Origin of the sequence: Spirillospora sp. NPDC049652 (assembly GCF_040675125.1) — a bacterium.
Lineage (GTDB): Bacteria > Actinomycetota > Actinomycetes > Streptosporangiales > Streptosporangiaceae > Spirillospora.
Genome location: NZ_JBFAOF010000107.1, coordinates 1 through 13,277 on the forward strand (window position 1 = coordinate 1; position 13,277 = coordinate 13,277).

13 protein-coding genes and 1 pseudogene are annotated in these 13,277 nt (G+C 70.8%); 2 read left to right on the forward strand and 12 right to left on the reverse strand.

Annotation, left to right across the window (positions count from 1 at the left end; translation table 11 throughout):
• A partial coding sequence (locus AB0J52_RS10365; protein ID WP_500181283.1) for an MFS transporter occupies positions 1 to 267 on the reverse strand: 267 nt, incomplete at its 3' end.
• Between the two features lie 135 nt (positions 268 to 402).
• On the opposite strand from AB0J52_RS10365, the gene AB0J52_RS10370 reads away from it, so the two are divergent.
• Both AB0J52_RS10370 and AB0J52_RS10375 read left to right on the forward strand, forming a co-directional pair.
• Positions 403 to 1,392 carry a quinone oxidoreductase family protein gene (locus AB0J52_RS10370; RefSeq protein ID WP_500181284.1) on the forward strand — a complete coding sequence of 330 codons (990 nt, stop codon included), beginning with the start codon at positions 403 to 405 and terminating at the stop codon, positions 1,390 to 1,392.
• Between the two features lie 3 nt (positions 1,393 to 1,395).
• Complete coding sequence (locus AB0J52_RS10375) at positions 1,396 to 2,493, forward strand: helix-turn-helix transcriptional regulator (RefSeq protein WP_500181285.1); 1,098 nt, start codon at positions 1,396 to 1,398, stop codon at positions 2,491 to 2,493.
• Positions 2,494 to 2,532: 39 nt separating this feature from the next.
• On the opposite strand, the gene AB0J52_RS10380 is transcribed toward AB0J52_RS10375, so the two are convergent.
• The 11 genes and pseudogenes from AB0J52_RS10380 to AB0J52_RS10430 form a co-directional block, all read right to left on the reverse strand.
• Complete coding sequence (locus AB0J52_RS10380) at positions 2,533 to 4,014, reverse strand: OmpA family protein (protein ID WP_500181286.1); 1,482 nt, start codon at positions 4,012 to 4,014, stop codon at positions 2,533 to 2,535.
• A 180-nt stretch (positions 4,015 to 4,194) separates the two neighbouring features.
• Positions 4,195 to 4,452 carry a hypothetical protein gene (locus AB0J52_RS10385; RefSeq protein WP_500181287.1) on the reverse strand — a complete coding sequence of 86 codons (258 nt, stop codon included), beginning with the start codon at positions 4,450 to 4,452 and terminating at the stop codon, positions 4,195 to 4,197.
• A gap of 168 nt (positions 4,453 to 4,620) precedes the next feature.
• Positions 4,621 to 5,298: a response regulator gene (locus AB0J52_RS10390; RefSeq protein ID WP_500181288.1), complete on the reverse strand. Its 678-nt coding sequence runs from the start codon at positions 5,296 to 5,298 to the stop codon at positions 4,621 to 4,623.
• On the reverse strand, positions 5,298 to 6,452 hold the full coding sequence (locus AB0J52_RS10395; protein WP_500181289.1) for a sensor histidine kinase: 1,155 nt from the start codon (positions 6,450 to 6,452) through the stop codon (positions 5,298 to 5,300). The genes AB0J52_RS10390 and AB0J52_RS10395 overlap by 1 nt, the downstream gene beginning before the upstream one ends.
• A gap of 94 nt (positions 6,453 to 6,546) precedes the next feature.
• Positions 6,547 to 7,440 carry a type II secretion system F family protein gene (locus AB0J52_RS10400; RefSeq protein WP_500181290.1) on the reverse strand — a complete coding sequence of 298 codons (894 nt, stop codon included), beginning with the start codon at positions 7,438 to 7,440 and terminating at the stop codon, positions 6,547 to 6,549.
• Between the two features lie 7 nt (positions 7,441 to 7,447).
• The gene (locus tag AB0J52_RS10405; RefSeq protein ID WP_500181291.1) at positions 7,448 to 8,377 is read right to left on the reverse strand and encodes a type II secretion system F family protein; all 930 of its coding nucleotides are present in this window, start codon (positions 8,375 to 8,377) and stop codon (positions 7,448 to 7,450) included.
• A 31-nt stretch (positions 8,378 to 8,408) separates the two neighbouring features.
• On the reverse strand, positions 8,409 to 9,830 hold the full coding sequence (locus AB0J52_RS10410) for a TadA family conjugal transfer-associated ATPase (RefSeq protein WP_500181292.1): 1,422 nt from the start codon (positions 9,828 to 9,830) through the stop codon (positions 8,409 to 8,411).
• Positions 9,831 to 9,832: 2 nt separating this feature from the next.
• Positions 9,833 to 10,222, reverse strand: a complete 390-nt coding sequence (locus tag AB0J52_RS10415) for a TadE/TadG family type IV pilus assembly protein (RefSeq protein ID WP_500181293.1) — start codon at positions 10,220 to 10,222, stop codon at positions 9,833 to 9,835.
• A gap of 9 nt (positions 10,223 to 10,231) precedes the next feature.
• Positions 10,232 to 11,806, reverse strand: a complete 1,575-nt coding sequence (locus AB0J52_RS10420) for a CpaE/TadZ family protein (protein ID WP_500181294.1) — start codon at positions 11,804 to 11,806, stop codon at positions 10,232 to 10,234.
• A 1-nt stretch (position 11,807) separates the two neighbouring features.
• Complete coding sequence (cpaB, locus tag AB0J52_RS10425) at positions 11,808 to 12,518, reverse strand: Flp pilus assembly protein CpaB (protein ID WP_500181295.1); 711 nt, start codon at positions 12,516 to 12,518, stop codon at positions 11,808 to 11,810.
• A 38-nt stretch (positions 12,519 to 12,556) separates the two neighbouring features.
• A pseudogene (locus AB0J52_RS10430) lies at positions 12,557 to 13,277 on the reverse strand (hypothetical protein); the annotation flags it as partial.

Here is a 13,277-nt window from a genome sequence, read left to right on the forward strand (position 1 = left end):
GGAGGCGAGGGCGTTGACGGCGTTCCCGGCGGCGAAGACCGCGAGGCCGCCGAGCAGCAGCGTCCGGGGCGGGCGGTGCCCGACGGCCGCGGCGAGCGGCGGCCCGCCGAACGCGTAGGCGAGGGCGAACGCGGTGATGAGCCAGCCCGCGGCGGTCCGTGAGACGCCGAGGCCGTGCGCCATCGGATCGAGGAGGGGAGCGATCACGAACGTGTCGACCCCCATCGCGAACGTGCCGATGGCCAGGATGACCAGACGCAGGCGCATGGCAGGTGTCCCCCCCTTGGTAGGCGGCTTTCATGATCACGTCGCGTCCGGATCCCGCGCGATCCCTCGAACGGGGGATCGCGCGTTCCCGTCCCGGCGGCCGACGATCGGTGGCACCTGGCGAAGGGAAACGTGATGCGTGCGATCGTGATGCGGCGGTACGGCGGGCCGGAGGTTCTGTCGTTCCGCGAGGTCGATGAGGAGCCGGCGGCGGGAACGGGGGAGGTGGTGGTGGACGTCGCCGTGAGCGGGGTGAACTTCGTCGACGCCATGCAGCGGGCGGGCGCCTACCCGGTGCCGCTGCCGTTCGTCCCGGGAGTGGAGGGCGCGGGGACGGTCGCGGCGGTCGGTCCCGACGTAGCGGACGTGGCGCCAGGAGATCGCGTGGCCTGGGCGATGGACGGCACCGTCCGGACCGCGGGCGGGACCTACGCCGAACGCGCCGTTGTCCACGCCGACCGGCTCGCCCCCGTCCCGCCGGAGCTGGACCTGAGGACGGCCGGCGCGGTCCTGATGCAGGGCATGACCGCGCACTACCTGACACGGTCGGCGTACGAGGTGCGCCCCGGCGACACGGCGCTGGTGCACTCGGCCGCAGGTGGTCTCGGCGCGCTGCTCACCCAGATGGTGAAGCTGCGCGGCGGACGCGTGATCGGGACGGTGTCAACGGCGGAGAAGGAGAAGCGGGCCCTCGACGGGGGCGCGGACCACGTCGTCTCCTACGAGGATTTCGCGAGGCAGGCGCGGCGACTGACCGGCGGGCACGGCGTGGACGTGGTCTACGACGGGGTCGGCGCGGCCACGTTCGACGGCGGGCTCGACGCGCTGCGCCCGCGCGGCGCGATGGTGCTGATCGGGGAGGCGAGCGGCCCCGTCCCGCCGATCCCTCCCGCACGGCTCGCGAAGGACTCGCTCCACCTCACCAGGCCCGGCCTCACCGCCTACATCGCCGCCCGCGACGAGCTGCTCGCCCGGTCCCGCGACGTGTTCGACCTGGTGACCTCGGGGAGCCTGCGCGCCCACGTCGCGGCCGAGTACGCGCTGGCGGACGCGGCCGCCGCGCACCGCGACCTGGAGGCGCGCCGCACCAGCGGGAAGCTTCTGCTCCTCCCTGAGGTTGGCTAGACCATGCGGAGCGATCTGCGGGACCGCATCCTCGGCGGCGCCTCCCGCGCGGACGACGCGGCGGAGCTGTTCGCGGGGATGTCGGCACGGCTGCGCCGGCCGATCCCGTTCGACGCCGCCGCCTGGCGCACCACCGACCCCGGCACCGGACTGATGACCGCGCCGGTCCTGGTGGAGAACCTCGACGACGACGGCTGCGCGGTGTACTGGGACAGCGAGCTGCTGCACGAGGGCGTCAACCGCTTCGACGATCTCGCCAGGGCAGCCGTCCCCGTGGCCGCGCTCCGTGACAGCACCGGCGACGCCCCGGAGGGCAGCACGCTGTACCGGCGGCACATGCGTCCGCGCGGTCTCGGCGACGAACTGCGCGCGATCCTCCGCGTGGACGGCCGGCCCTGGGGCGCGATCAGTCTCTTCCGCGGAGCCGGAGAACCCGCCTTCACCTCGGACGACATTGGCTTCCTGGCCGCGCTGTCGCGTCCGCTGGCCGCACGGCTGCGGGAGTTCGCCCGTCCCGCGGCCGCGCCCCCGGCGGACGGCGGCCCCGGACTCCTGCTGTTCACCGCCGACGGGACGCTGGTCTCGGCCAACGACGAGGCACGCCGGCACCTGGCGAACGTGCCGTCCGGGCCGTCCGTGACCACCCCTCTCGGGCTCGGGCTGCCCGCCCCGGTCTACGGCGTCGCACGGCAGGCGTCCGCCGACGCCCGCTCCGGACGCGGCGGAAGCGCGCGGATCCGCATCCGCACGGACGCCGGGGCCTGGCTCGCCTGCCACGCCACCTGCATGCGCGGCGCGGACGGCGCACCCGGCCAGGTCGCGGTGATCATCGAGCCCGCCAAGGCCTCGGAGGTGACGCCGCTGCTGGTCGCGGCGTACCGGCTCTCCCCGCGCGAGTCGCAGATCACCGAATGCGTCGCGCGGGGCCTCGGCACCGCCGAGATCGCCGCGCACCTGCACCTGTCGCCCCACACGGTCCGCGACCACGTCAAGGCCGTGTTCGAGAAGGTCGGCGTCTCCAGCCGCCGCGAACTGATGGCCCACCTGTTCGCCGAGCTCTACACCCCGTTGACCCAGCACCCGCCCCGCGAACCCGCCTAGTACTCCGCGTCGATCCCCGCCGCGTGCATGGCCGTCCGGTCACTGGACGCGGATGCCGCGGGCGACGGCTCCGAGCCGGGTGTCGGAGGGGATGGAGACGTCGAAGGTGCTGATGTCCGCCGGCGCCTTGTACAGGTTCCAGGCGGTCACGCTCTCACCGGGACGAAGCGTGCTCCTCATGCTGCTGACGAACAACGAGCACTCGCAGTGGCCCACAGGGGTCTCCAGCGGCCAGTACCGCATCTTGGCGGCCGGGTCCTCCAGCATCACTCCGCGCGTCGAAGCGCCGGTCCATGCCGCGGAGGTCCCGTACATCACGTAGCTGCGATCGAAGTTGATCGAATTGTGGACGGTGGTTCCGGCGTTCCTGATCGTCCAGACCAGCAGGAGCAGGCCGTCGCCGGTGCGATGGATTCCGTTGATCTCATACCGCAGGCCGTCGGAGTAGGCGATCTCGCCGCTGCCGACCGCGGTCGTGGGGGCGAAGTCGGCGGGCTGCCGCCCACTGGCCGAGCCCGGGGCGGGCGCGGGTTCGGGCGGCTTGGGGAAGGTGACGGTGACACGCCGGTTCCGCCTCCGCCCCTCGTCGCTGCCGTTGTCGGCGATCGGCCGGCTGGAGCCGTGTCCGGCGGCCTGGAAGGCGACCCCCTGCCGAGTCACCAGTCCCTTCAGCCGTTGCGCGACGGTCTGGGCCCGGCGCTCGGACAACGGCTGGTTGATCGCGTCGTTGCCCGTGTTGTCGGCGTGCCCGTCCACCTTGACGGCCGTCCCCCTGGACGCGTCGATCTGCTGCGCGACCTGCCGCAGCAGGCCGTCGGCGCGTGGGGTCAGTTCCGCCTTGTTCACGGCGAACAGCACGTCGGACTGAAGGTTGATCGCCCGCTGGCCCTCCTTGTCGTCCACGCCCTGCTCGGTCCCGGTGGCCGTGACCAGCACCGGGAGGATGCGCGGCTTGCCGCTCGGGGGCGTCGAGGCGTCCTCGGTCTGACCCGGAACCGGCTGCACCGGGCCCGTGCCGATCGGAACGTTCAGGAACGGCGGGGCCCCGGGCGAGGTCAGCGTCACCCGCTGCACATCGGCGGGAGGCGCGGGGAAAACCGCGAACATCTCCTCGGTGGCACCGGGTGCGATCTCACTGGGCACCTCCGAGCACAGGCACTTGTAGCCCTTGTGGAACGGCATGTACAGCTTCTCGTTCTTGGCGTCCAGCAGACCCATGCCACTCAGCGACAGGACGTACCCCGCGTCCGCATCATTGACCAGGTCACCCAGCACGCCTTTGAGCTGAACGGACGTGTTGCCCTCGTTGACCACGGCGAATCGACCGGTCACCGTCGTCGCAGTCGTCCGGCTCAGCCCTTTCAGCTCAAGCCGCGCTTTCCCGTCCGCCAGAGAGAGCGGAACCGACTGCTTCCCTGGAGTGGCCGGCTGCGAGGACGGCGCCGGAGTCGTGGTCGGGTGTCCGTCGGAGGTTTTCTTCTTCTCACCGCCACATCCGGACAGCGCCAGCGTCGCCGCCAAGAGAACAGCACCCCCCGTCACCCAGGGAGACTTCCTCCGACCCAATGGCGTCACCATTCGACTCCTTCTCAACGTGGTCAAGAAACGAAAACAGCATAGGGTGAGTCGTCAAGACGACTCACCCTATGCTGTCGATTTTTCTCGTACGTATTACTCCGCTCGCCAAGGACTCGGCCAGCGTCAGCTGGCCTTCTTTGCGCCACCGTCGGTGAACATGTTCTTGACGGCGTTGCTGACCTGGTCCTTCACGTTCGCGTTGAACGCGGCCCAGAGAACCGCGATGACGGCCGCGCCGACCAGGATCAGCGCGCCGTACTCCAGCGCGCTCGCGCCCCGCTCGCGCTCCTGCAGCTTCTCCACGCGCCCCTGAACAAAGGTCTGAAGAGTGACGTAGAGGGGAATGAGCGTGTTGTTCACCGGAGTGATCATCTTGTTCATCGTTGTTCTCCTCACCGCTGGCCCGTCCCGCTCTGGCAATCCATACATTACGTAGGGCGGCCAGTTCGCCCCAGGGTCCTGCGACCCAAGGGGAGACCCGAAAATTCCCGGCCCCGGGGAGGGACCCAGGACCCAAGCGGTGGATACTCCGGAGGTGCGATTTCGTGATCAACGGTGACCGTCCACCGTCCCGATCCAATGCGCGATCGCGGCGGCGCGAGAGGGGACTCCCAGCTTCGCGTAGATCCGGTTCACGTGGTTCTTCACGGTCTTCTCCGCCAGGAAGAGCTCCTTGGCGATCTCACCGTTGGAGCGCCCTCGCACGATCAGCCGCATGACGTCGGCCTCCCGGGCGGACAGTCCGAACCTCGTGGCCGGGTCCGGTTCGGCCGGCAGTGGCGCACGAGAAGGCGGCGGCTCCGCCGGAGTGTTGTCTCGAACCGCTCCGACCAGGGCGGAGACCGCGACGTCCGACAGGGGGTTCGCGCCCTCCACCGCCTGCCATGCCGCCGCGGCGAGTTCCTCCGGCGAGAACCTTCCGTGGACGAGGTACCCGGCCGCGCCCTTGGTGATGGCCGCGCGAACGGTCGCAGGGTCGTCGGTGTAGGTCAGCATGATGACCCGTGCGTCCCGGCTGAGCGTCTCGACGGCCTCGACCCCGCCCATGAGGGGCATCTGAACGTCGAGGAAGATCAGATCCGGCCGGAGTCGCCCGGCGAGCTCCAGCGCCGTGCGGCCGTCGCCGGCCTGGCCGACGACCTCGATCCCGGCGGCCTCCAGCAAGGAGACCAAGCCGGAGCGAACCACCACGTTGTCATCGACGACCATGGTCCGGGGGGACGTCATCAACTCACCTCAGCCGTTCGCTCGGTGCTCTTGCCATCTTGCCGTCCGGGGACACGCAGGGTGAGCGCCGTCCCGATTCCGAGCTCGGAGTCCAGGGCCACCTCGGCTCCGACCCGGGCGGCGCGCTCGGTCAGGCCCACCAGTCCGTAGTGACCGTCCCGCGCCAGATCGGGCAGTGCGGGAAGTTCGAAGCCGCGACCGTCGTCACGGACGCTCAGGACGAGCGAGGAGTCGAGGCCGGACAGCCGGATCTTCACCAGTCCGGCGTCCGCGTGCCGTTCGACATTCGTCAGTGCCTCGCCGAGGATCGCCACCACCTCGTGGCGCGCGGCGGGCGGGAGGTCCGACCCTCCGTCGAGGTCCAGTTCGACCCGGGTCCCGGTCTCTTCCGACCAGCGTTCGGCCAACTCCGTGATCACCTCGGCGAGCGGACGGACCAGCGCCTCCACCCGCAGTTCGGTCAGCAGGTCCCGGGCCTCGCGGGAAGCGACCTCGGCGGCCTCGGCGATCCGTCCCGCCTCGACGGCGGCACGTTGGGCGTCCCGCTCGATCCACAGTGGGAGCGCCGACGCCGACAGCGCGATGCCACGCAACGTCTTGGCCAGGGAGTCGTGCATCTCGCGGGCGAGCCTGGCGCGCTCGTCCGCGGCCGCCGCGTGCACTTCGGCGGCGCGGCGCGCGGACTCCTGCTCGGCGGTCTCGTCCAGCAGCCGGCGCAGCGCGACCCCGGCGAAGCCCGCCAGCGGGTAGTAGAAGGGCTGGCCGAGAACGGTCTGGAACGTACTCACCACCGATCCCGGAGTCGTGAACGCGTACACGAGGTAGTAGAAGAGGATCTGGAGCGCCGCGACCCCGAGCATCCCCTGCCAGCGGTACAGCAGGCCCGCCACGGCCGCGGTGACCACCGTGCAGAGGAAGAAGGGACCGGTGACGCTTCCGCTGACCGACAGGGCCCCGAACGACACCGCCATGTCCAACGCGAACAGCAGCGGATGGGCGGCGATCCTCGGCGCGAGGAGCTGCCAGCCCCGGCCGGTGATCCACGAGAGCCCCACGATGGAGGCCATCAGCAGGAACGGCGCCGGCCGGAGGCTGGCGGGCGAGATCAGCGCGAGGGTGGCCGCCGCGATCAGCATCCGGATGTGCATGAGCATCCGGAAGGCGTCCCCGACCCGCTCCGTGAGGGGGCCGGTGGCTTCCGGGCGGCTCTCGGCACGCGGGAAGAGGCTGCCCCCCGCGTCCCTGTGGTCAGTTGCCGAAGACGCCACCCAGCCCCCCGAAGTGCATGCCGTAGGCCATGGCGCCGACCACGACCAGCATCAGGCCGGGCATCGACAGGCCCATGGTCACGGCGGTGATCTTCGGATTGGCCCGCTGCGCCTTCCGCCTGGCCCACTGTGCCGACTCGCGGCGCATGTCGTTGCTGATGTCGACGAGCGCCTGGCCCAGCGGGGCGCCGAGTTCCTCGGCCTGGAGCAGCGCGGTGACGAACGACCCGACCGACTCGGACTTGTTGCGGTCCCGCAGGTCCTGGAACGCCTCACGCCGCGAGGTGCCGAGCTCCATCTGACGCAGGGCCACCAGGAACTCCTCCGACAGCGGGCCTGACATGCTGTGGCACACCCGGCTCAGGGCCACCCGGAAGCTGAGGCCGGCGCTCACGGTGACCGCCAGGACGTCCAGGAAGTCCGGCATGGACCGCTGGATCTGCTCCTGCCGCGCGGTGCGCTTGGCGTGCAGCGCGAGGTCGGGCTGCAGGACGCCCAGTACCAGCAGGAGGGCGAGCATGGTCTGCCCCTGGAGCAGGAGCAGCAGGGAGAGGACGCCGAAGAGGATGATGTATCCGGCCAGTCTGCGGGCGTAGGTCTCGACCGTCATGCCGCCGGGTCGCCCCGCCTGGTCGATGCGCTGACGGATCTTCACCCGCCAAGGACCGAGCAGGTCCATCATCGGACCCACGAACGGACCGCCCACTCGTTCGGCGATCCGGTCGAAGATGAACGCCTCGTCCTTCACCTGTGCTGCGGTTTCCGGAACGGCGCTGCCGCTGACCCGTTCACCCGAGGTGAGGAGCGCGCCTGCCCAGACGGTCAACAGCACGCACAGCGCGGCCGCCGCGGCCAGGAGAATGGGAACGGTCATCGGTTCCTCACACGTCGATCCGGGTGATGCGGCGGACGATGATGACGCTGGTGGTGAACATCAGCGCCGCGATGCCGAGGATGACCTGGCCGACGAGGTGATGACTCATCGTCCGCAGCGCACCGGGCTGGATGAAATTGATCATGGCGATGGCGACCAGGCTCAGTCCGATGATGCTGATATTGGTCACCGTCGCCTCCCCCATGATGGTGAGGACCTCACGCCGGATCTCCTTGCGGTCCTCCAGCGTGGTGGAGATCGTGCGCAGCGCGGTGACCAGGGAGCCGCCGGCCCGGGCGGAGACCATCAGCGTGCTGATCAGCACGCCCAGCTCCCGGGACGGCAGCCGCTCGCCCAGGTCGTGCAGCGCCTCTTCCAGCGGCTGGCCCAGCCGGAGGGCGTCGGCGGTGCGCCTGAGCTCGTCCCCCGCCGGGTCGGCCAGTTCGTCGGCGGCGATCTCGATGGCGGTGGTCATCACCAGTCCCGCATGGGTGGCGTTCGACAGGACCCGTGCCAGTTCGGGCAGCTGCGCGATGAACTCCTCCTTGCGCCGCTCCTCCCGCCGGCGGAGATAGGAGAAGAACATCACGCCGACGCCGATTGCGGCGGCCACCCCGTAGACCTCCCCGATCCACTCCCCGATGAGGATGATCGCGAGCGTTCCGACCGCCGCGATGAGCAGGACGAAGACCGACAGCCTGATCCGGAGGCCGGAGTTGTGCAGGCGCCGTCCGAGGGTCTTGCCCCAGGTCGTGCGGAGCAGGAGCTCGTCCAGGCGGACGAGCGGGCCGTCGGAGGCGGTCTCGAGCCCGAGCTCGGCCCGCGAAACCAGGCGGCGGCGCTGCCCCCATCCGGTGAGCAGGTCCCCGACACCCCAGGTCGCCAGCGCGAGGGTCAGCGCCAGGATCGCGAGGATCACTGGCAACGGCAGGTTCATCGGGTACCGCTTCCTTTCGGTCGGCCGCGCATCACGCGCCTCCGGATGATCCGTGCAGATACTCCGAACCAGGCGGAACGACCCCGTTGGGGTGCGCTGTGCCCAGGCCCGGGGGGTTGAGGGGCGAGGGGTCGGGAGCCGCCACGCCCCCGGCGGAGACCGGGGCGAATGCGGGGGGGATGGACTCACCGGCGTGGAACAACCGGGTGGCCAGCGCGGACGGCAGCGGCAGAGGCCGGAACTCTCCGCGCACGACGCGGTCCGCACCGATCGGCTCGGAATCGAACTGCATCACCGGCTGAAGGATGAGCCGTCCCCGCACCGTCTTGTCGACGACGGCGATCTCCACGATCCGACGCGAGCCGTCCGGGCCCCGGCTGAGCTGGACGACCCCGTCGATCGCGCTGCTGATCTGGTCGCGGACGGCCTCGAAGGGCAGCTTGACGTCGCTCATGCTCGCGAGGGTCTGGAGCCGGTGGATGGTGTCGTCGCTCGAGTTGGCGTGCACGGTCACCAGCGAGCCGTCGTGGCCGGTGTTCATCGCCTGGAGCATGTCCAGCGTCTCACCGCCCCGGACCTCACCGACGATGATCCGGTCCGGGCGCATGCGCAGCGCGTTGCGGACGAGGTCGCGGATCGTGATCGCGCCCTTGCCCTCGATATTGGCCGACCGTGACTCCAGCGGGATGACGTGCGCCTGCTTGAGCTGGAGCTCGGCGGAGTCCTCGATCGTGATGATGCGCTCGGTCTCCGGCACGAACGCCGACAGCGCGTTCAGCATGGTGGTCTTGCCCGTGCCGGTGCCGCCCGCGATGACCAGGTTCAGCCGGGCCCGGACGAACGAGGCGAGCAGCATTCCGGTCGCGGCGTCCATCGCCCGCATCCCGACGAGCTCCTCGACCGTGTAGGCGCGCGGGAACCGCCGGATGGTGAGGATCGGCCCGGACAGTGACAGCGGCGGGATGATGACGTTGACCCGCTCGCCGGTGGGCAGCCGCGCGTCCACCATCGGACTCGACTCGTCCACCCGGCGGTTCACCTGCGAGACGATGCGGTCGATGGTCTGGTACAGCTGCTCCTCGCTGGCGAACCCGCCGTCCAGCCGGTACACCCGGCCGGCGCGCTCGACGAACACCGCGTCCGGGCCGTTCACCATGATCTCGGTGATGTTCGGATCCGCGAGCAGGGGTTCGAGCACGCCGAGCCCGAGCGCCTCGTCCACGATCCGGCGGATCAGGTTGGCGCGCTCCCCTGGCGAGAGCACCGGGCCCTCGCGGCTGAGCAGCAGGCCGGTGACCTTCTCCAGCCGGGACCGGCGCTGGGCCATCGTGAGGCGCGCCAGTTCGTCGAGGTTGATCTCCTCCAGCAGCCGCGCCCGCCAGTGCGAGACGCTGGACTTGCTGCTCCGGTCGTGGGCCGAGCGGTCCTCTTCGAGTCGGTCCTTGAGCGCCATGGCTATCCAAGTGGGAGCGTGTAGGTACGGGTGACGGTGTAGTCCAGGGGGATGCCCTTCCAGAGAAGCGGCAGCTTCGCCTTGACGCGGCAGTACACGGCGTCGGTTCCGTCGACCGTGGTCGCCCCGCCTTCGACCTCGTAGTCGCTGATCCAGTGCGGCTTGGTGTTCAGCGCATAACGGCGGCACTCGTCAGGGGAGTAGTCCTGGCTGGCCTCGCGGGCACCGGTCCGGGCGATGTTCTCCACGCGTTCGACCGTCGTCGACGCCACCCATGCCTGGTAGGCGAAAAAGATCACGAACAGTGCCAAGGGGAGGGCGGCGGCGAACTCCAGGGCCGTGGCTCCCCGGTCGCCCCGTGGCCCTCGCGGCCGCGTGCCCGATGCGCCCATGCCGCCGCCTCACTGGTCCTCGTGAACGATCTTGGCTTTGGTGGTGATGCCCCAGGAACTCCCGATCCCCGGCAGCAGGATGGGGACGTCGATGGTCACCAGGGCGTAGTCCCCCTGGACATCGATCGACAGGTGTTTCCTGTCCTTCCACTTGCCCTTGACTCGCGCGACGGTCCGGCTGCGGACCTCCTCACGGTTGGCCTTCCCCTCGGGGGTCGGGCTCTTGTCGTAGCCGATCACCGCGACGGCGCGCGCCGCGGAGTTCGCGCCGTTCGAGGAGTACATGGAGGTGAGCCCGACCAGGACCACCTGCCAGCAGAGCAGCATGATCAGCACGATCATCGGGAAGAGAGCGGAGAACTCGAAGGCGACGGCGCCCTTGTCCTTCTCCGCGCCCTTCCCCCTGCTCCTGCCCTTGCCGTCGTGGGAGTCGGCGCGGACGAGGCCGAGTTCCCCGGCGAACCTGCCGACGGCCCTGCGGAAGTCGTTGTTCTTGACCGCCGAGGGCGCTCCGGTGTTCGCGGCCTCCTCCAACGCCCGGAAGACGGCCGGGATCTGGCTCTCCCGCAGCCGTGCCGCGCCGATCATCTTCTTCGCCAGATCGGGTTGGATCTCGTTCTTGCGGTCGGCCCGGGTCAGCAGGACCGTGGCGTCCTCCTGCTTGCGGATGGTCAGGCGGGCGAACAGGTCGGTCAGCCGCCGCGCCGACCGCAGCGCCGGGACGTCCGGTGTCGCGACCACGACGAGTTCGTCCGCCAGCTCGACCGCCATGGCGTTCGCGTCGGACACATGTGTCCCGCCATCGACGATGACGACCTCGTAGCGAGAGCGGACAAGCGTGAGGATCTGCCGGATCGCGCGGGCCGACACCTCCTCGGCGTCCTCGCCGTTGCCCGGCGCGAGCAGCAGGTGCGGCCCGGACTTGTGGACGTACAGCGCCTCGGACACCACGCCCGCGTCCAGGTCGCCCGCGGCGGCCAGGTCGGAGATGGTGTGCCGGTGCTGGATGTCCAGGTAGCCGGGGATGTCGCCGTTCTGGAGGTCCATGTCGATCAGGCAGACCGACCGTCCGGACGACGCGACGGCGATGGCGAGATGGATCGCGACCGTCGTGGTGCCGACGCCGCCCTTCGCCCCGCACAGCGTGACGAGCGTGCCCTGCTGCCCGGAGACCATCGCCTGCGGCGAGCTGAAGTGCCGCCGCATCGTCCGGGACCACTCGCCCGCCTGGGTGACCCGGTTCTGCAGCTCCGACAGGGTCGGGTCGCGCTGGATCACGCCGCGCGCGCCCGCCGCCATCGCGGCCGAGAACGTCTCGGTGCTGGCCTCGTCCACGATGAGGATCACCGCGAGCTGCGGGTACCGGCTGACCAGGTCGCGGACCAGGTCGAGCGCGGGCAGCGGGCCGAGGCCCTCGTGGACCATCACCACGTCGAGCGCGGGCACCGACGCGACCGTGCCCTGGACGTGGCCGGAGACCGTCTCGACCGCGACGACCTCGAGGTCGGGCAGTTCGCGGAACTGCCCGGCGAGCGCCGTCGCGACGTCGCGGTCCTCGACGCCGAGGAGTACCTGGATGCTCATGTCACCTCGCCGGAGTGGTCTCGCACACCGGCGGCATCGAGACGCCGTCCGGGGTGTCGCCGGAGCCGCCGATCAGCGCGAGGCGGATCTTGGTCGCGAAGCTCTCCTCGCGGGTGAGCTTCAGGCTGTCCGCCGCACTGAGCGCGAACGTGATGGGGAGCTGCTTGTCGGTGACGGTGTTGTTCTTCTCGCTCCGCACGTCGGTGACCTGGCCGATCTGGGTGACCAGGGCCGACTTGACGATGCGCGCCGCGCACGCCTGCTGGTTGTTGCTCCCCTGGTTCTTCTGGTAGGTCGCGTAGATGTCGACGTGGATCCCCTTGCGGACCCGGCCGGCGACGCCGGTCTCGGCGTCGATCATGATGGAGATCTCGCGCTGGCCGGCCTGGAGGGTAGGCCCGGGGGTGATCATCCCGGTCTGGAGGTAGGCGCCGGCCGGCAGGTCCGCCGAGGCGACCTTCCCGTCGAGCTGGGAGAGGTCGGTGATCATCGTGTTCGGCGACCACTTCTTCGGCACCCAGACGTGGTCGAGGTTGTCCGGTGAGACCCGGGTGAACGCCGCGACCGGCGTCTTGAGGCGCAGCACCTCGGTCTTCACCCCGACCTCGGCGCGCACCGACCCCACGTAGCTGAGGATGCCGGTGAACACCACCACGGCGCCGAGCGCGGCCAGGATCATCAGCAGGACTCCGCGTCGCTGGCGGGGGTTCATAGCTCTCCGTTTCCGGTGTCAGAGTGGGGGGTCATCGGTCACCGCTCCACGCGTGGAATGCCGAACACGACGGTGTCGCTGCGGTCGTCGTGCTCGACCGGCCGGTCGCGCGGCGGGAACACGATCTCTCCGGCCGCCCGCGGCCGGCCGGCGCGTCCCTGGTCCGGAGCGTCGTCGTCCCCGGCGGGCGGCTCCGGGGTCGCGGGCGCCGGCGGCTCCCGGTCCGCGGGCCGTGCCTCGGGGCGGGGCTCCGGCGGGAGCGGGAGCGGCTGCGGGCCGGACGGCAGCACGGGCTGCGGGCCGGACGGCTGGAGCGGCTGGGGGCCGGTGGGCGGGCGGGGCGTCGGGGCGTCCGCGCGCGGCGTCCGGTACTCGGGGCGCGTGACGTCCGCCGGCGGCCTGCGGTGCTCGGGACGCGTCACGTCGGCCGGCGGTTCGCGGTGCTCGGGCCGGGTGACGTCCGCCTCCAGCACGGGCGGCCGGACGGTCCTGTACTCCGGGCGTGTCACGGGCGCGAACTCGTCGAGGTCGTCCTCGTCCACCTCGGGGCGGGGGCCGACCTGGCCGTGCGGGCCGGTCTGGGCGGCGGCCGGACGCTGGTGAGCGTCCCGGTCCGGCAGCCACGGATGCCCCGGCGGAGGGGTCTGCGGACCGGACGGCCACTGCGGAGGCGAGGACGGCTGCGCCGGAGGCGAGGACGGCTGCGCCGGAGGCGAGGACGGCTGCGCCGGAGGCGAGGACGGCTGCGCCGGAGGCGAG

Excerpts from the sequence above, each read along its gene's own strand:
- AB0J52_RS10420 (WP_500181294.1), bottom strand. The coding sequence starts at position 11,806 with ATGAGCATCCAGGTACTCCTCGGCGTCGAGGACCGCGACGTCGCGACG.
- AB0J52_RS10415 (WP_500181293.1), bottom strand. The coding sequence starts at position 10,222 with ATGGGCGCATCGGGCACGCGGCCGCGAGGGCCACGGGGCGACCGGGGA.
- AB0J52_RS10410 (WP_500181292.1), bottom strand. The coding sequence starts at position 9,830 with ATGGCGCTCAAGGACCGACTCGAAGAGGACCGCTCGGCCCACGACCGG.
- AB0J52_RS10395 (WP_500181289.1), bottom strand. The coding sequence starts at position 6,452 with ATGCTCATGCACATCCGGATGCTGATCGCGGCGGCCACCCTCGCGCTG.
- AB0J52_RS10370 (WP_500181284.1), top strand. The coding sequence starts at position 403 with ATGCGTGCGATCGTGATGCGGCGGTACGGCGGGCCGGAGGTTCTGTCG.
- AB0J52_RS10400 (WP_500181290.1), bottom strand. The coding sequence starts at position 7,440 with ATGACCGTTCCCATTCTCCTGGCCGCGGCGGCCGCGCTGTGCGTGCTG.
- cpaB (WP_500181295.1), bottom strand. The coding sequence starts at position 12,518 with ATGAACCCCCGCCAGCGACGCGGAGTCCTGCTGATGATCCTGGCCGCG.
- AB0J52_RS10405 (WP_500181291.1), bottom strand. The coding sequence starts at position 8,377 with ATGAACCTGCCGTTGCCAGTGATCCTCGCGATCCTGGCGCTGACCCTC.
- AB0J52_RS10375 (WP_500181285.1), top strand. The coding sequence starts at position 1,396 with ATGCGGAGCGATCTGCGGGACCGCATCCTCGGCGGCGCCTCCCGCGCG.
- AB0J52_RS10390 (WP_500181288.1), bottom strand. The coding sequence starts at position 5,298 with ATGACGTCCCCCCGGACCATGGTCGTCGATGACAACGTGGTGGTTCGC.
- AB0J52_RS10385 (WP_500181287.1), bottom strand. The coding sequence starts at position 4,452 with ATGAACAAGATGATCACTCCGGTGAACAACACGCTCATTCCCCTCTAC.